Below are 18,988 nucleotides of genomic sequence, written 5' to 3'. Positions count from 1 at the left end.
TACCTGCAATGTGGATCACAGCCATGACGGGCATGGTTCCAGGCCAGGGAATTCAGCAAGACAGCGCCACTGCATCGATAGCATGGGTATTGGCAACAAACAAAGTGGGCACGTCAACTGCCACCATTGAAAGTCGTCGCCTTCTTGCTAAATGAATATGCAACGACTGACAGCAGACACTTTCAACGGAATACCGTAAGCACTGGCACCCGCAGTCTAAAATAGAGCCGTAAATACGAAGTAAATCATGTTGTTGCAATCAACGACATTAAAGGGTGTGATGTAGCCCCAGCAGATTTTCCTCCCGTTTTTTCAGTCAAACGTTGGGACTCGGCGTCATTCAAATAGTGGTATTGGGTACATGGTTCAAGGAATACCCCGTCAAAACCAGATTGAACAGCCGCAGTTGACCATTCGCCACTATGGATCACTCAATGCGAATACTCTGTTTGATCATCACAGCCCTGGCCTTGCAATCTCTATCACCAGCCAATGCAATCCAAGTACCGTTGCTTGGCAGTGATTACTCGATACCCAAAGTCCATCTGCAAAATGGCAAGCCAAGTGGTGTATTGATCAGCATCCTGCAATACATGGATACACAGCTGGTGAATTACGAATTCACCTACCAGCTCTATCCCTGGGCACGGGCATATCGATCCGCCCTGGTCGGTGAAGGGGGCATTATTGCTTTATCGAAGACAGACGAGCGACTGGCGATTTTTGATTACTCCGATCCGATTTTTATCGATGAAGTCATCATGGTGGTCAGGAAAACCGATGTATTCACCTACCGCGGCATTGCGGATTTGGCGGGTAGGAAAGTTGGCATAGGGAGGGATGGCAGCTTTGGCGAAGAATACGAGCATGCCAAGAAAGCGGGCAAATTGGTCATCGAAGAAGATAACGGCCCTGTTCAACGCTTGCGCAAGTTACTGGGTGGCCGGATTGATGTGGCGTTCATCAATCCGGGACGACTGGCCTATGAATTGACTGTGCAAAGTGACCCATTTCTTTATGCACATCAACAAAAAATGGCGATATTGGCCACGCCTTTCAAGCATGATGTCAATTATTTGGGGTTCGCCAAGAAGCTGAACATGAAACCTTTTATTCAGCAATTCAACACTGCCTTGCGAAAAGGCTATCAAACCGGTGCCATTCAGAAAATTTTGGTCAATTATCGAGACCCGATACAAAATCAACAGTGGTAAGTGGCCCCGCATCCGACGCTGAGCATTGCTGACACCATTCAACAAACCGCCCGAGGCCAAGTGGGACCACGCGACATCAGGCTTTTTGTTTGGTCCTGACGGAGACAGCTCGACACCATCTCCGCCATGCTTTGCGCTATCAGGTGATCATGCCCAACATACGTGGCAGCCACAGCGATAGTTCTGGTATATAGGTCACTGCAATCAGGAATCCAATCATCGTCAGCAACCACGGCCACACTGCAATAGTCAGCTCAGTGATGCCCATCCTGGTAATGCCGGAAGCCACGTACAGGTTCAAGCCAACTGGTGGGTGGCACATACCCACCTCCATATTGACCACGATCAGAATGCCCAGATGTACCGGATGAATGCCTAACTGCGTGGCCACCGGGAACAAAATCGGCGCCATGATCAGGACGATGGAAGATGGCTCCATGACATTACCCGCCAACAACAGCAGGACATTGACTGCCAGCAAAAACGTGATGGGGCCCAAACCCATGCCCATCATCCAGTCTGCCATCGCCTGTGGAATGTTTTCGTGTGTCATCAAGAACGAGAACAACACGGCATTGGTGATGATGTACAGCAGCATCGCCGACATGGAGGCAGAATCCAGCAGCACCTTTGGAATCTGCGACAGGCGCAGATCCTTGTAGACAAAGACCGCGATGATAAAGGCGTAGACTGCACTCATTGCCGCGGCTTCTGTTGGGGTGAAAATACCAGAGTAGATTCCGCCCATCACAATGATGATCAGAAACAGCCCCCACATCGATTTGCGAAATGCCTGCCAACGCTCAGCCCAGGTTGCCTTGGCCAAGCGTGGATAGTTGTTCTTACGAGCACGCCACCAGGTGGTAAAACCCAACAGGCATGCAAGCATGATGCCCGGAATAACACCCGCCATAAACAACGCCCCGACCGAAGTGTTCGTTGCCACGGAATACATCACCATAACGATCGACGGCGGAATCAGAATACCCAAGGCACCGGATGTGGTAATCACCCCTGCCCCAAACCGATTCGGAAAGCCCTGCTTGATCATAGCCGGCAGAATGATGGAGCCAATTGCAACCACTGTCGCCGGGCTGGAGCCAGACACTGCGGCAAACAAGGCGCAGGCCATCACCCCCGCCAGGCCAAGACCACCATGCCAGTGCCCAACAATACTGGTGGCAAAGTTGATCATGCGGCGGGCCACGCCACCATGTGTCAGGAAGTTGCCAGCGAGAATGAAAAATGGGATCGCCATGATCTCGAATTTTTCAATGCCCGTGAACAACTTCAGGGCCACCGACTCGATCGGCACCTGGGTCATTGTGAACAGAAAGGTCAATACAGTCAGACCCAAAGCAATCGAGATCGGCATGCCGGTCAACATCAGCGCAATCAACAGGCAGAAGATGATGGCATTCGAGCCACCGGCATAAGCCAGTACAGCCAGCGCAGCAAGAATAGCGACCGGGACTTTCATCGACATTGGATTCGCGGGTACAGTAATTGGTGCGCTCATTCTGATTACCTTTCCATTTCTTTTTCCAGACCTTCCACATGCGAGTGGTCATGCTTGGGTAGTTCCCCAGTACGGAAGAAGCCCCATGCGACCTGCAAAAAGCGGAAACACATCAAATACGACCCCGCTGGAATCGCCATGTAAACCCACCAGATCGGGATTTCCATATCAGCCGAGGTCTGTTCGGTTTGAGCAATCTCCCAGACAAAGGTGGCACCCAAAGTGCCCACAATCCCGGTAAACAATGCGCCAGCAAACAGTCCAATCATCACAAAAATCTTGTGATTGTCATGACTCAACCGATTGATCAACACGTCAACCCCAACATGAATGCCGGTACGTACGCCATAGGCCGCACCGAATTTGGCCATCCATACAAATAGGTAGATACACAACTCTTGAGCCCACGACACGTTTAGGGACAACAGCCAGTCTTGCAAGGGCCAATTGAACCCGGTGAGATAGCGATGCACCACTGCCATAAAGATGATCAAGGTCGCCACGGCCATCAGGCTGGCAATAATGAACTCTTCCAGGTAATCAAGTAGCTTCATGAATAGGGTCATGGGACCTTCCTTCTGGATCACACCCCCGCAAGGGTGCTGCCACACCAACGGTCGTGGCGATAGCTTGGGGCCGGCAACAGACCGGCTTTGCGCTTGATTTCGTTCCAAATGGCAGCCTGAAGGCCGGCAAGTGCAACAGCCAGATACCGCTTCAGTCTGTCATTGGGTTCGATAGGACAGAAACCGGTAGGTGGCAACGCCAACTGATATGCCACCTTACGCTTCAAACAATTACTCGTTCGCGTTAAAACCTGTTTCTTTATAGATGGATTCGATCAATTCTTTACCAATACGGCTTTCCATCTGCTTGTGGACAGGCGTCAGGGCTCGCTTGAGTGCTTTCCGTTCATCCGCAGTCAAAGTCACGACTTGCGTCTTGCCGGATTTTTTGATGTTATCGACATCGCTGTCGTTTTCGCTCTTGGCGATATCGTTGGCATACTTGGTGGCATCTTTCATGGCGCCTTCCAGCGCGGGTCGTATGTCGCCAGGCAATGAATCCCAGAATTTCTTGTTGACGATGACGGCATAGCCCAGGTAACCATGATCAGAAATCGTCATGTGCTTTTGCACTTCATGCATCTTTTGTGTATAGAAATTAGACGGTGGGTTTTCGGTCCCATCAACCACACCCGTTTGCAGGGCCTGATAGACCTCCGAGAATGCCATCACCTGCGGGTTAGCGCTGAGCGCGCGCATTTCGGCATCCAATACCTTGGAAGACTGAATGCGCATTTTTAAACCCTTGAAGTCCTCCGGCTTTTTCAGTGGTTTATTTGCGGAAAACTGCTTGAACCCGTTATCCCAGAAGGCCAGGCCCTTGATACCTTTACTTTCCAGCTTGGCCAGCAGACTGGCACCAATCGGGCCTTGTGTTACCTTGTGCAACTCAGCATAGTTATCAAAGATGTACGGCAAATCAAAAACTTCAAACTCTTTCACACCCAACGGGCCAAACTTGGCCAAACTGGGTGCCAACATCTGCACGGCACCCAGCTGCAACGCTTCCAGCTCTTCCTTATCTTTATAAAGCTGACTGTTGGGGTAGACTTCCACCTTCACGCGGCCTTTGGTGCGCTCCTCAGCCAGTTTCTTGAAGTGTTCAGCGGCTTTGCCTTTAGGTGTATCCAATGCCACCACATGGCTGAATTTGATCACGATAGGATTGTTGGCAAATACTGCACCGGAGAATACCAAGGCCAGCGTGCCAAGCAGCAGTGAACGACGTTTCATTAGGGTGTCTCCTTATTGATGTTTGTAGAGTAAATATATAACTGATTGTGGGATGGGTAGAGTGCGTACTCAATTGTGGGAAATCGAATACGCTTGCGCTGTGGAAATCCACAGGCTGGCGCAGTCTGCTGTAATGTTTTTACGATGACGGGTATGAATCCCATCTTTCCTCCTCGCACCCAACCTGCGATCAATCGTTCATTATGGTTACTACCACGCATTGCGCTGGCGTTGTTCATCGCAGCTGTCGCCAGTTTGCTGTGGTATTCACATCGGGATGAACGGGATGAACAGCGGTTGGTCTTGATCAACGATGTATTGTGGGTTGAACAGAATTTACGTTTTCAATTTGAGCAAACTGAAGAGCGGTTGAAATCGTTGTTGCAAAGCCAGCACAACGATCAGCTTGATCTGGCGACCTTCAATGCCCGGCTTCATTTCATCCAGAGCAGCAACCCAGGAGTAATCCGGGTGCAGGTCCGCTCGCCAGATGATGCAGCCATCTACGATAGTACACCAATCGGATCGCAGTATCTGCCGGAAATCAAGGCTGCACGGGACTTTGCGACCAGAACAGGACATGCCACATATTCGGATGTATTTAATCAAGGGCAGGATCAGATCATCGCACTGGTTGTACCGGAAGGTGAATTTATCGCAGTGGCGTTGATGTCGCTACCCAAAATGGTGGCGCAACAAGTCCCTTGGTGGTTTGCAGTGAAGTACCGTCTGATGGTGATAGATGGTAACGGTCAAGTGATTGCGAGCAAATCCCAAGTCGAAACCGGGGACGAGACGCTTTCCTATCAGCTTCCGTTGGACCCACCGGGTAAAGACTTACTATTGAAAGTCACGGCGTATCGCCAACCCAGCAGTATGGTACGCAACCTGTTGGTATTGTCGGTCATCGGGCTAGCGTTGGCTGTGCTATACAGTTGGTGGCGGCTGCGGCGCCATGTGCAAGGCCGATTGCTGGCGGAAGCCGCACTGCGGGCCGAACATGCGTTTCGACAAGCAATGGAAGACTCGTTGTCAGTCGGTATGCGAGCCAGAGATCTGGATGGCCGCATTATTTATGTCAACCCGGCCTTTTGCAAAATGGTAGGCTATACGCGCGATGAATTGCTGGGTGCATTGCCACCCTATCCTTACTGGGTGCCAGAAGCAATGGATCAACACCTGCAGCAGAACGAGGCCGTATTGACCGGCCGTGCCCCAATGGCCGGGTTTGAATCACGGATTCGGCACCGCGAAGGACATTATGTAGACACAATGGTTTACACCACGCCATTGATTGATGCAGATGGCCAGCAGCGAGGATGGATGAGTTCGGTGGTCGATATCACCGAACGAAAAAAAATTGAAGAGCACACCCGGCAGCAAGAAGATGTACTACGTCAGACGGCGAAACTGGTCAGCATGGGGGAAATGGCATCGACCCTTGCTCACGAACTGAATCAACCGCTGATGGCCATGTCTGGTTATGCCAACGCAGCACGGCAGCTCGCCACCCAGCCTCATCAAAAGGAGCTGCTGGGCAGCACGCTGGACAAGATTGCAGAGCAAGCCCAGCGGGCAGCACAGATCGTCCGGCGGATTCGCGAATTTGTAAGGCGTAGTGTGCCGCATCGCGAAGCATGTAGCCTGAATACGATTGTTGATGACGCAGTGGGCTTGATAGAGCCGGATGCACGACAGAAACGGATTCGGCTGCAGGTCATCCAGCATCCGCTGCCGGAAATTCAGGCTGACAAGGTGCTGATTGAACAAGTGTTACTGAATCTATTGCGCAATGCCATTGAGGCCTGTACCAGCCAACAGATCGGCGGGCGGGAAATTCATGTTGAAGCCAGGGAGTGCAATGATTTGTTGCAAGTAAGCGTGCGCGATACCGGCGGCGGCATCCCGGAAGAGGTGGCCAAGCATTTGTTCGAGGCCTTCTTTACCACCAAGAGTATGGGAATGGGCATGGGCCTCAGCATCTGCCGCTCCATCATCGAAAACCATCAGGGCAAGCTGTGGTTCGACACCGAATCCGGCGTGGGCACCTGTTTTCACTTTACCTTACCGCTATGAGCCAACTTGAACTGAAAAACATTTTTATTGTAGATGACGATGCAGCAGTGCGTGATGCACTGGGCCTGCTGCTGTTATCGCACGGCTATTCGGTACGCACGTTCGAATCGGGTGAGCGGTTTCTGGCCGCCCTGGAACCAAACTGGGAAGGCGTCGCCGTGCTGGACATCCGAATGGATGGCATGAGCGGCCAGGAGGTCTTCGTTGCCTTACGACAACGCGGTAGCGAGCTGGTCACCATGTTCCTGTCTGGCCACGGCGACATTCCAATGGCAGTCCAAGCAGTCAAGGATGGGGCGTATGACTTTCTGGAAAAACCATGTACTGATCAGGTGCTGCTCGCCAAGCTGAACGATGCACTAGGGATTTGCATTGCCCGCCGCCAGTCGCGTGGTAATCAGGAGGCGGTACACTCACGGCTGGCCAAATTGTCGCCGCGCGAACGAGAAGTGATGGACCGGGTGCTGGCAGGAAAACTGAACAAAGTCATTGCAGATGAACTCAACATCACCATGCGGACAGTCGAAGTTCACCGCGCCAATGTATTCACCAAGATGGGCGTTCGATCCGCTGTCGAATTGGCACAATTGCTGGCAGGACGTGAGTAACTGCCCTCAACAAAGCCGGGGAGTTTAACGGCATGTTTCAACAGCTGTTTACAAGTTTTCAATACATGACCTGCGACTGGCATGGCAAACCTGTCATCTATTGATGACCCAGGCCCCAGCAACCTGACAGAGGAGTGGTAGAATCATTGCCACTCAACAAAACCAAACAACAAATCTGTCGAGGACAACACCATGCCTGCAACTAACGCCCTCTGGTCGCCCACTGCCAAGCAAATCGAGCAATCCAACATTCACCGCTTCATCAAACATGTAAACAAAGCTCGTGGCCTGAAGCTGGCAGACTATCCCACCCTGTATGACTGGTCAGTCGATCAGCACGAAGCGTTCTGGGCGGAGCTGTGGGATTTCTGCGATGTGAAGGCAAGCAAGCGTTGGGATCAGGTCTTGCAGGATGGCCACAAAATGCCTGGTGCAACATGGTTTACCGGTGCCCGCCTGAATTTTGCAGAAAATCTGCTGCGCTTTCGCGATCATCGGCCGGCACTGTTGTTTCGCGGTGAAGACAAGCTGCAAGCCGAATACAGTTTTGCCGAACTATACAGTGAAGTGGCCAAGGTAGCCCACGCCCTGAAACAGTTAGGCGTCAAACCCGGTGACCGCGTAGCAGGCTTCATGCCAAATCTGCCGCAAACTGTGGTCGCCATGCTGGCCGCCACCAGCCTGGGTGCCGTATGGTCCTCCTGCTCGCCCGATTTTGGGGTACAGGGTGTGCTGGATCGCTTCAGCCAGATCGAACCCAAAGTCCTGTTCGCCGCAGACGGCTACTATTACGCAGGCAAAACCATCGACAGCCTGGCGCGCATTGCCGATATTGCCGCTCAGTTGCCCAGCATCGAGAAGCTGGTGATCATTCCTTATCTGGATGCCAATCCCGATATTGACCACCTGCCCCGTGCCATCAACTGGCTGGATTTTGCCGACAACAGCGCCAACCAGATCACGTTTGCACAGCTGCCATTCGATCACCCCCTCTATATTATGTTTTCCAGCGGGACGACTGGCGTACCCAAATGTATCGTGCATTCAGCCGGTGGTACTTTACTGCAGCATCTGAAGGAACATGTCCTGCACGGCGACCTTACCCGACAGGATCGACTGTTCTATTTCACCACCTGCGGCTGGATGATGTGGAACTGGCTGGTATCTGCCCTGGCTGTTGGCACCACCGTTGCTCTGTATGATGGCTCCCCATTTCATCCCAATGCGAATGTGCTGTGGGATTATGCAGAAGACGAAAACATCACCATCTTTGGTACCAGCGCCAAATATCTGTCAGCCTTGGAAAAAGCGGGCGGCAACCCGGCCAAGACTCACGAAATCGACAACCTGAAGACCGTACTCTCAACCGGCTCCCCCTTACTACCCGAGAGCTACGACTACGTCTATCGTGCCATCAAAGCCGATATCCGACTTAGCTCCATTTCCGGTGGTACCGATATCATCTCCTGCTTCGCTCTGGGCAACCCGGTACTACCCGTCTATCGTGGCGAACTGCAAAGCCGTGGCTTGGGCATGGCTGTGGCCATCTACAATGACGACGGCAGGCCAGTGTGCCAGGAAAAAGGTGAGCTGGTGTGCACCAAACCTTTCCCGTCCATGCCAATCGGCTTTTGGAATGACGACGATGGCAGCAAGTATCGCGCCGCTTACTTTGAACGTTTCGATAACACCTGGTGCCACGGTGACTATGCCGAGCTGACCGAGCATGATGGGGTGGTCATTTACGGCCGTTCCGACACTGTCCTGAACCCGGGCGGTGTTCGTATCGGCACCGCTGAAATCTACCGACAGGTGGAAACCTGCCCGGAAGTCATGGAATCGATGGCAGTGGGGCAGGACTGGGAAGGGGATGTCCGCGTCGTGTTGTTTGTACGCATGCAGCCCAAACAAACACTAAGCCCCGAACTGATCGATCGCCTCAAAGCACGAATCCGCGAAGGCGCCAGCCCTCGCCACGTTCCAGCTAAAATCATTGAGGTTACCGACATCCCTCGCACTGTCAGCGGTAAGATCGTCGAACTTGCCGTACGAAATGTCATTCACGGCCTACCGGTGAAAAACAAGGACGCACTCGCCAACCCAGAAGCATTGAAACTCTTCGAAAACTTGCCAGCGCTGCAAAGTTGAATTAATAAGAAGCTATACGAGCAAGCCAGCAGTACCCTGCTGGCTTGTTTTTTGACATGCCATCCTGAAGTTTGATTGACACAATAACGGGCATGTCACGGCCTGATTTACGCAAGGCCCTTTCACCTGACATACTCGAATCCGACAATATTCATTCGGTTGAGAAAACCGAACCATCAGGAGCGCCGTATCATGCAACCCGCTTGGTGTGCCGCGGTACTGGCCATATTGATACCCATCGTTTCACAGGCAGCACAAGACCCACGACTGGCCAAACAGCAATGGATTGATGCGCGACTGAAACACCGCAAGGTCACCAGCGACATCCACCTGGATCTTGGCATGCTGCGTTATGACCGCATCGATCAGGTCACCGACAACTGGTCCAGCTGGTCACGACTTGAACTCAATTTCGTCAGCACCGACCTGCCCGCCCGCGACAACCGTACCGGGCAATGGCACACCGGCATGGGCGACACTTTGATGCACTATGCACTGATCACGTCACCCACACCGGGCTTTCGTTACGGTGCCGGCCTGCAAGTCACCATCCCCACCAACACACGCGATAGCTTGGGCTACGGCCGTTACACCTGGGCGCCCGCCGTCATGGCCGAAGTCGACCTCCCCGTCAGCCGTGGCTCTTACGCCCAACTGATCGTTCGCAACATGCGCGACGCCGGTGGTGACGACCACCGCACCAAATTCCGCCAGACCATCATCCAGCCCACAGTCCAAATCCGTCTGCCACAGCACTTTTTTGTTGAAGCCGTGGCCGACGGACGCGTGAACTACGAAACCGACAAAAAATGGTTCGTATCGACAGGCATCGGCATCGGCCGCTTTCTATCACGTCAGGCCATGGTCAGCCTGACGTGGTCGAAAGGGGTGAAGGATGATATGCCGAATTACGATACTGAGCTGGAGGCGCGGGTGATGTATTGGTTTTGAGCACTTCCTCAACAGGGAATTGAGAATCTATATTTCTCTCAAAAGCTGGACACAATACTACACCTGGGGTTAACCAAACGAATTTGAGTTACCAACTCACTCCTATCGCAATCAGAATCTCGAACATAAACCTCTTTCACATTCTCATGCGAACATATTTCGACAATCACGGAATCACTTAGCCCCACATTATTGACCAACAAAGAATTCATCCCTTGAAAGCAATCAGCTGATAGAAGTGGCACAACCAAATCATCATCAACCCCCCGCCCAGAAAGGGAAAGCTTCTCAGCCATCCGCCGCTGAACCAGGTCATTCAAATCCAATGGGAATAGCTCTGTCGACACTTCACGACACTTAGTCCTCCAGTCGCCCTCAGCAGCAACACTCGATACCTCACCAAACCTGGATAATCCAACAGATAGTTCAAATCCATCTCGATCAGATACTTTTAAATATTTAACTTGCTTATTCGCATACCAAGAGCACTGATACCAAAATCCCCCATCTTGGCCATCAAACTCAATAAGATCACCAGCCTGGCCCCAGGCCTTCTCACTCACAGTCAAGCCATCGACTATACTTTTCTCTGCAACACAAATATCGCCATTAAATTCAAAAGCAATACCATTAAAAAGCTGTCCTTTATATTCAAACGGCTCCGAACTATAAATTTCATCACCATCGTAAGGAGAAAAGCTCTCCAGAAGATCAAAATCAACCAATTGCTTCTCATCATACTGCCTGGCCAATTCTAAACTTTCAGTCAAATCAACACGACCATCAGAGAATTTCGAAATGGAGAGAAAATCATCCACACTGGCAATTACCACACCAGAAAACTTCTCCCCTAAATAATAGAAAACCCCATCAAGAGCCTCTAAGGCAGACATCCTAACTCTAAGCATTAAAACTTCCTCCCAGTGTTTACCTTCAGCTCACGTGGAAGAATACTCCCACAATTGCTGCAGGCCAGGAATGGTTGCCCCTGCCCACCAACTTTGTCTGGTGCTAATTTAAACGTTGAAACCTGAATCTTACTCACATCAAATTCCATAGGATTGAAACCACGTACTGTCAATTTGTTCATAACATCATTTACAGCCCTGACCTCAGCATGTAAACCTGGAAGTCCTGCATGGGTCGGAAAATCAACTTTTGATTCTATATGCTTCTTGATCATCCTCTCGACAGCCGGACTTAACCCCGATCCACGTTCAGCATATAGCTTTGCAACCTCATCAAGATACTTCTTCTTATCAGTTATAACAAAGCTTAGATTGTCATCTGCGACCTTAACACCAGGGAAATTCGGCGTTTTTACATAGATATTCTCGAATCTTGAGCTAACCAAACTGGTTTCCGCAACAGCTGCTTTCGCTGTTGCAGCTAAACGTCCCAACTCGCCCTTAGAAGAACTTGCAATTATTTTTGCGGCATCATCCGCAAGCTCTTGGCCCAACTCCAGAGCTACTTGACGTTCAATATTCATTGAAATCAAAGTACGCCCTTCAAAGGCACCACCTATCGAGGCGCCCGAATTCACCTTGGGAGTCACTTTAACAGTGCTACTCATGCCTCGTTGCATTGAAAAATTGCCCCAAATTCCGAGCCCACCCACTGCGACATTTAGTGCACCTGAACCATATTCTCCATCTCGGATTTGACCAATCCCTTCCCCCATTTGGTAGGCTGACATTGCAACACCTGCAAAGCGAACCGCAGCCCCCAGTCCTCCGCTAAGGAAATAAATCGCCGGCTCACCCGCACGTTCGATTTGTGCATTGGCAGAAGTCTCACGTACAAATGTCTGGAAAGCTCTTTCATTAAGTTTCTGTTCGCGGGATCTAGGATCCTCGTCATCCCACGATTTCACCCAATTCCAAGCTGAACGGGCATATGAACTGTTGTAAGACGTGCCTTTCAGGTGATCCCAAAGTGTCGGTTTGGGGGAAGGTTCCATTCGATGCAGGGGGCCATAGGTAGTCAAGGCCTGGAATGCGGACTCCCCATTTTCGTACCTGTACATCTGGAGATAATCATCCAGAATCTTATTTTCGCCAGCACTTATCTGTTCGCCTTTCTTCCGCCGAGCCAGCAACTGATCACTCTTGCGGTCAAGGTTAGTCAGCGATAATACCGTTTGCGCCGCATCTAGATCTCGTGCATTTTTCTCCAGTCGCTTATAAGCCTCTTGCAACCGACGCTGTAACGAGTGTGGCAAGAAGTTGTTTTCAGTCGCATTTGCGGCGGCACCGGCTGCATTCGATGCGTCATGTCCAAAAATTTCCGCAGTCCCAGCTCCAATCATTTGGGTCAAAGGAGATAACAACTTTTCCTGAGCGGGGCCACTCAGTCCCATATCACGCATCTGGTCAGCTAGCCAACCAGCACTCCAAGCACTGGCTGCCCCCCCAATCGCGCCAGCCCACGCATCCTGCTTACGCAACTTCGCAACGGTGGCCCCTAGCACTGAGTGTGCAAGTACATGTCCGACACTACCTTCTTCACCAAAGAAACCAGCTTTCAGTTCGTATTCACCGGTTTGCCCGTTCTTGACAACGGTATCGGTATGATCACCGATTGCATTGGCTGCAACACTGGCAAAAGAGTTGGCCAGTCCTGTTTTCCAAGCATCGCGCATGCTGGCGCCATTTGCCCGGGCCTGGATGGTTTGCTGAACACCGCGCTTGGCGAACTCTTTGGCGTAATAACCAAATGAACCGTCATTTGCAGCAATACCGAAGTAGCTCGACCCCAGTGCATCCACTGCACTACCTGCAGCAGATACTAGTCCAGCGGCCGCGACGCTCTTCCAGCGGAACGTGCCAGCCCCAGCAGCTGACAGACTGGCTTGGGTGATCGCAGTATTGGTCATGGCCGCTACGGCTTGACCCGCCCATGTACCTTGAACCCCCATGAAATTGGCCATTGCGCTGCCAGCGCCCAGCATACCGACACCCGCCGTGACACCTGCTGTCACCGCAGCAACACCAACCTGCTTCCAGCTGAATTTCTCCACGTCACCAGTGGCCATACCGACCAGTTGACTGGCCACCGAACCCGCAGCTGCTGCTCCTGCAGCCAGCGCCAATCCGCCCAAGCTGGCCGTTGCCCCTGCCAATACCCCCACACCAGCAGACATCGCACCGGCAAACGTCACAGCCTGGCCAGCCAGCAACATGGCGCCGGCGCCGGCAGTAAACACTGTCACCACCACCGCCACCACGATCATCAAGATCGCCCCAAAACCACCACACTTCTTCTTCGGTGGTGGCGTCTTCAGGTTCGGCGTTTGGCTGCCGATGATCTCGTCTTCACGGTAGACGCGGAAGGTGTCGCTGGTTACCGCATCGCTACGACTATGATTCGGGATGGTGATACGTTGCCCAGCTTGCAGTTCGGTATCGCTATTCAGGCCGTTCGCATCGGCGATCAAGTACCACAGCGCGGCATTGCCCCAGACATTGGCGGCAACCTGACGCAGGTTTTCACCCCCCTTGGCCGTGTAGCTACCAATACTACTGCTGGGGAACTCACGATCAATGTTATCGATACGGGCAAAGCGGCCGTCGTCAATCAGCGTTTTGTTGCTGCCATCTGCGTAATGGCCGGTTTCACCGACCGATTGGCCGTTGGCATACAGATAATGGATGGTTTCGACCTGGGTATCCTTGCGTCCACCGTCGTGCCACTTGTAGACGATATGACCGTCATGATCGTAGGAGAAGGTGCTAACCTCGCTCCGCTCCATGCCGTCGCCCTGACCTTGCACCTGCCGTACCAACTGCCGGTTGGCGTTGTACTGGAAGGAGCTGGACCCATTGGCCCGTTTCGGGCCGCTACCGGTGATGCTGCTGGCACGGCCGTCGGCGGTATAGCTGTAGTTGTAGAAATAGTCCTTGATGTCGGCACCCATGCCATTGGGTGCTTGTTTCATGAATTGCTTGGCACCGCCGTTTTCGAATGCAGCCCCCGCGAACTTGTGATCGCTCCATGCTTTGAGCTGCATATTAGTCATGCGACCGCTGGCGTCGAAGGACATGCTGGTGCTTTGCTGGGTACCCAGCGCAAACCCTTCATGCCAGATGAAGAAGTTGAAGAAGCGGCCACCCCCATCACCATTGTCCCGATTGCGGAGCGTGGCATAACGGATTTTCACCAGCGATTGTTCTTCGCTATAGGTCTTGCGGTTACCTTCCGTGTATTGACTGATGCTACGTTTGGCGTGATACCAGCCAAAGCCCTGATTATTGGCCACCACATTACCGTTGGCATCGTACTCCCAAGTCATTTGCCACAAGTGCGGTGCCCGCAGCTGTGTGCCATCCGGCAGGCCAGCGTCAGGGTCGGTCAGGCCGTTGGCTTTCGCCAGCTCAGTCCAACCAGCCTCGTTGCCATAGTGGGCTCGGGAAACGTCACGTAATGTACGGTTGAAACGTACAACGGTGCCTTCGGACAGAATGGTATCGGGGCCGCCATCACCACCACTGACAATGGCAATGCGGTTCCACAAACTGCCATCACCCAGGTAGTCAATTGCCAGACTGCGCAGTGTCGGCCGCTGGCCGGACTGTACTGTCAGGCTGATATTGCCTGCCGGCAATGTCACAGCATCGCTGCTGCGGTCACGGATACCCAACATATCCAGTGCAGCCAGATCGCCGAAACCAGCCGAGCTGGCCTGTGCCGCGGCACTCCCATACCAACGAGCTGCCACCACGCGATTCTTGCTGTCGTAGACGTAATGCGTAACCCGGGTGCCGTCATTGTCTTCGATACGGTTTCCGGCTGCATCATAGCGATAGGCGTGGATCAGGCGACCATCGGCATGGCCTTCACGCGCGACGCGATTGGCACCGTCGAACTCATAACGGTGATCAAAGGCTTGGCCGACGCCATCATTCCAGACACGAACCACGTTACCACTGGCATCCAGCTCGGTTCGACTGGCGACATTGGTCACGGTATCGCGCCAGGCAATCTGCCGACCTTGCGCATCGTACTCATAACGCAGGTCACGGCTGTGGCCTTGGCCGTTGAATTGCTCACGCAGCCTGCGGCCTGCATCGTCATACCGGTAAACCGTGCTGCCACCTACCCCAACATCCGTGACAGATGCCAACTGCCCTGCAGCGTGCCAAGCACGGCGAACATCCTTGCCTTCGGCATTGTATTCGCGTGTCTGACGGCCCAAGCCATCGTACTCGAAGTGCGTGATCAACCCGCCTTCATCCGCGCTTTGCAACAAGCGGTTGAACGCGCCATAGCGGTAGCTCTTGGTACGGCCGGCTGCATCCACTTCCAGAATCAGGTTGCCATAGACGTCATACTGACGACGTTCAACATGCTCCCGACCACCGTGCCATGTGTGGCTGGCCACGATACGGTTCATGCTGTCGTAATCCTGCACGACCTTGTAGGTGCCAACCTGACTGCTGATACGGTTGCCGTTCAAGTCATAGGTGAATGCGGTATCACCTTGTTGCAACAGGTGATTCCGGCGGTTGTACACCAGGCTGGTTCGATTACCCACCCCATCGACATTGACAATGCGACGGCCAAGAGTGTCGTACTCGTAACGACTGAACCCACCGGCCCCATTGACCTCTTCGACCAAATTACCCAAGTGATCGTACCGTTGTTGGCTGCGGAAGCTGCGAGCGTCGATTGTGCCAACCAACCGGCCGGCTTCGTCATACTGGTAATGTGTGGTCTTGCCCAGTGCATCGACCGATGCCACCTTCTGGCCTGTCGCATCGTAAATCGCACGTTGACGGATGGCAGTACGTGGATCAAGCACATCGTCGAAGACATTGCCGCCCACATCACGATAGATCGAAACCTGATCTGCCACTTGGTCGTTGCGGTGGTAGCGATAGCGGGTCAGATTACGTTGGGCATAGCCTGTCACGTCATTGGCATCGCTGGAGGCGGTAAAGGCAGCGCTCCATTCCGCGACCTTGCGGCCTCGGCCGTCGTATTCAGCAAAACTGTTGGCCTGCCATGTGCCGCCCAATTTGTCGAACAATGACGTCAACACTGCGTTACCAGCCTGATCCACACCGTATTCACGCCAGATGCCGTCGGTTTCGGTGCTGCCGATCTTGTGGCCCATTGCGTCGTACTTGGTTTCGACATAGTAGCCGGTGTTGCGGCCATCACTGGCACGTTGCCCACCTTCCAGGCCCGTCGCGATCACGGAGATATCCAAGGCACGCGGGGCACCCTTTTGCGGGCCAAGGTAAACACCAGCATAGCTGTGCAGACCGTTGCCATCTTTATTGAGCTGAATACCCTGCTCTTTGGCAACGATGACGGTACTGTTGGCGGTATCGGCAAACCCGGTTTTCGGATCATGATTACGCCAGTCGGCAATCACAGTCCTGCCCAGGTTGTCGGTGTAATAGGCCTTCAGTTCATGCAGCCCCTTCAGGTCTTTGACCTTGACCGTGAACTGATTGCCATTGCGTACCAGCACCGCTTCCTTGGCGACACTTTCACCCTGTTTCAGATAACGTACCTTGAAGTCGCCCTGCAGATTGGCGAGCTCTTCATTGCTGAGGGTGAAGGTGTAGCTCAGGTTATAGGTATCCGGGGTCGGTACCTCGACATCCACCTTGATGAACTGCTCAGCGTGGGTGAAGCGGACGTCTGCACCGCTACTGTTGCTGTTACTGCCGCCCGATACATTGACCGAGCTGGCTTGCAGCACTGTCACCACCCCATTCGCATCCTTGCCATAGACGATATAGCTGTACACATCCTTCGCCAGACCAGTGGCCGTCCCCAAGAAGCGCCCACCGGAATTGTTCAGCGTCATGCGGGTATAACCCGCTGCATTCGGATCGGTCGGTGCTGTACCGCCAAAACGGCCATAAGCGATGAATACCCCTCCTGCCGTCTGAGTCACCTTGTCAGTTGGCACACCGACATTGACATCCAGCTTGAAGCCAATCGACTGATCACGTTGCTCGATGTGAGTGGCCTGTGAGGACACCGCATTGACTGTGCGGGTCTGCGCAATCGTCTGGGTATAGAACACGTCCAGATTATGTGCGCCGTTACTGATCGTCGCGCCATCCAGAATGGTCGCCTCACCCTGCTGGCTGACCTGTTGCAATTTACCGTCAAGCACCACCCACTGACCGCTGAAGCCTTCATGTGGGTTACGCCAGCTGGCATGTTGAATGCTGCTGGGCGATGAGACGATAGGTTTGGATGCATCTGCCCCTTCTGCGGGCTTGGGCAAGGCAGTCAATGTGTAACGGAAACGATCCAGTTCCACGACCACGCCATCTGCACGCATGCCACGCAGGACAATATCGTAGTCACCCACGGCAAGCGGTTCCGCCGGGTCGCCAATGAACAGGTCATAGACGGTACGGCCACCTTCCTGTCTGGCCACCACACTGGAGGTGCGTGGCATGCCACCTGCCCCGGCAGGACGCCAGTCAGCCAACATCAGTTGCATGTCGCTGGTCTGACCAGCATCAAATGCGGCTTTGAGTACCAGTTTGTACTGGTAGGCAGAGCTGTCGCTCACCTGTGGGTTAAGTACCTGATGGTAGACCGTGGTGCTTGGTGTGGTACGACGGCTGGCTGTCGTCAGTGTTTGGGCCAAGCCAACTTGTTGCTTGCCGCTGGCATCCTGCCAGTTCACGGTATAAGAGAACAGTGACAGGTTCCCGGCCGCGGCCAGCTCACCTTGGTAATAGCCGCCACCGGTCGCAGTCAATGCCACTGTGTTGGTACCACCCCACTTGATGGATGCGTTGTTCACCTCACCTTCAAAATGCACACGGAAACGCAGGCCGCCGTTGCCGGTTTCGTAGATCTCGATCCGGTCATACTGCGGTGCGACCGTCAGCACCTTCTCTTCGCTCCATACCAGGTTGCCTGCCACGTCCTGGCTGACCACACGGAAGTAAACCTTGCTACCTGCTGCCGGCTTGGCAAATTGGGCGAAATGGGCACCCAACGTCGCCAATTGCTCGCCTGCACGGTTGGCATAGGTGTCGATGTCTGAACGGGACTGACTGTCATAGACTACCCAGGTACGGCCCAACGACCCGGTCGGCAGGTTCCAGCCGACCTGAATGCCATCACCCTGCCCGGCTGTGATGTTATTTGGCAAGACTGCCTGATTCGGCATTTCACCGGTATAGACGAAGGTTCGGTTGCCTTCTGCGTCATAACGCGCAACAGTCCCACTGCCATCCACATTGATGGTCTTGATCAAACGCCCCTTACTGTCGAACTGACTGCGGGTGACGTTGCCGTTGGCATCACGCGAATAGGTGCGATTACCCAGGGCGTCGTAACCGTAGCTTAGCTCGGCCACCACACCACCCAAGCCCAGTACGAAGCCAGCTGTACTGCGACTGATGCTGCCTTGCGCTTCACGTTGCGCGGTCAGACGGTTGGCACCATCGTAGACGAACAAGGTGACCTGATCGTCAGCATGGTCGCCAACCAGATTGAACAGCGCTGCATGGTCGCCTGTCAGGGTAGACAAATCGACCCCAGCAGCCACGGCACGACCCATCTTCTGCTCAGCGGTCTTGTTCCCGCGCGCATCATAGGTCAACAAGGTCAACATGCGCTTCTGGTCGATGGTGCCCACCATCCGCCCAGCCGCATCGAAGTACTGCCAACTATGAATCGCATTGC

General features: G+C 53.3%; 11 protein-coding genes. 5 read left to right on the top strand and 6 right to left on the bottom strand.

The features are described 5' to 3' along the window. The first annotated feature begins 434 nt into the window (after positions 1 to 434). The gene (locus tag FFS57_RS14555) at positions 435 to 1,214 is read left to right on the top strand and encodes a substrate-binding periplasmic protein (RefSeq protein WP_171013960.1); all 780 of its coding nucleotides are present in this window, start codon (positions 435 to 437) and stop codon (positions 1,212 to 1,214) included. Between the two features lie 139 nt (positions 1,215 to 1,353). Here the strand turns inward: FFS57_RS14555 and FFS57_RS14550 are convergent, their stop codons facing one another. The 4 genes from FFS57_RS14550 to FFS57_RS14535 all read right to left on the bottom strand — a co-directional run bounded on the left by FFS57_RS14550 (position 1,354) and on the right by FFS57_RS14535 (position 4,532). Beyond that, on the bottom strand, positions 1,354 to 2,601 hold the full coding sequence (locus FFS57_RS14550) for a TRAP transporter large permease subunit (protein ID WP_249384009.1): 1,248 nt from the start codon (positions 2,599 to 2,601) through the stop codon (positions 1,354 to 1,356). Between the two features lie 137 nt (positions 2,602 to 2,738). Continuing rightward, positions 2,739 to 3,287, bottom strand: coding sequence for a TRAP transporter small permease (locus tag FFS57_RS14545; protein WP_137938605.1), 549 nt, complete (start codon positions 3,285 to 3,287; stop codon positions 2,739 to 2,741). 29 nt (positions 3,288 to 3,316) lie between these two features. Beyond that, a complete protein-coding gene (locus FFS57_RS14540; RefSeq protein ID WP_137938537.1) occupies positions 3,317 to 3,526 on the bottom strand; it encodes a hypothetical protein in 210 nt (69 codons plus the stop codon). Between the two features lie 4 nt (positions 3,527 to 3,530). Then, a complete protein-coding gene (locus tag FFS57_RS14535; protein WP_137938536.1) occupies positions 3,531 to 4,532 on the bottom strand; it encodes a TRAP transporter substrate-binding protein in 1,002 nt (333 codons plus the stop codon). A gap of 153 nt (positions 4,533 to 4,685) precedes the next feature. On the opposite strand from FFS57_RS14535, the gene FFS57_RS14530 reads away from it, so the two are divergent. The 4 genes from FFS57_RS14530 to FFS57_RS14515 all read left to right on the top strand — a co-directional run bounded on the left by FFS57_RS14530 (position 4,686) and on the right by FFS57_RS14515 (position 10,315). Next, positions 4,686 to 6,608: a sensor histidine kinase gene (locus FFS57_RS14530; RefSeq protein ID WP_171013959.1), complete on the top strand. Its 1,923-nt coding sequence runs from the start codon at positions 4,686 to 4,688 to the stop codon at positions 6,606 to 6,608. After that, complete coding sequence (locus FFS57_RS14525) at positions 6,605 to 7,216, top strand: response regulator transcription factor (protein ID WP_137938534.1); 612 nt, start codon at positions 6,605 to 6,607, stop codon at positions 7,214 to 7,216. Before FFS57_RS14530 ends, FFS57_RS14525 begins: the two co-directional genes overlap by 4 nt. Positions 7,217 to 7,408: 192 nt before the next feature. Next, positions 7,409 to 9,364, top strand: coding sequence for an acetoacetate--CoA ligase (locus FFS57_RS14520; protein WP_137938533.1), 1,956 nt, complete (start codon positions 7,409 to 7,411; stop codon positions 9,362 to 9,364). Between the two features lie 192 nt (positions 9,365 to 9,556). Continuing rightward, on the top strand, positions 9,557 to 10,315 hold the full coding sequence (locus FFS57_RS14515) for a transporter (RefSeq protein ID WP_137938532.1): 759 nt from the start codon (positions 9,557 to 9,559) through the stop codon (positions 10,313 to 10,315). A gap of 38 nt (positions 10,316 to 10,353) precedes the next feature. Here the strand turns inward: FFS57_RS14515 and FFS57_RS14510 are convergent, their stop codons facing one another. Next, positions 10,354 to 11,208: a hypothetical protein gene (locus FFS57_RS14510; protein ID WP_137938531.1), complete on the bottom strand. Its 855-nt coding sequence runs from the start codon at positions 11,206 to 11,208 to the stop codon at positions 10,354 to 10,356. A 14-nt stretch (positions 11,209 to 11,222) separates the two neighbouring features. Further along, on the bottom strand, positions 11,223 to 18,944 hold the full coding sequence (locus FFS57_RS14505; RefSeq protein WP_212749162.1) for a YwqJ-related putative deaminase: 7,722 nt from the start codon (positions 18,942 to 18,944) through the stop codon (positions 11,223 to 11,225). Positions 18,945 to 18,988 lie beyond the last annotated feature (44 nt).

Source organism: Chitinivorax sp. B, assembly GCF_005503445.1.
In the GTDB taxonomy this organism is placed as follows: domain Bacteria; phylum Pseudomonadota; class Gammaproteobacteria; order Burkholderiales; family SCOH01; genus Chitinivorax.
The sequence above is the reverse complement of the archived record's forward strand: the minus strand, read 5'-3'. Positions and strand labels throughout refer to the sequence as shown.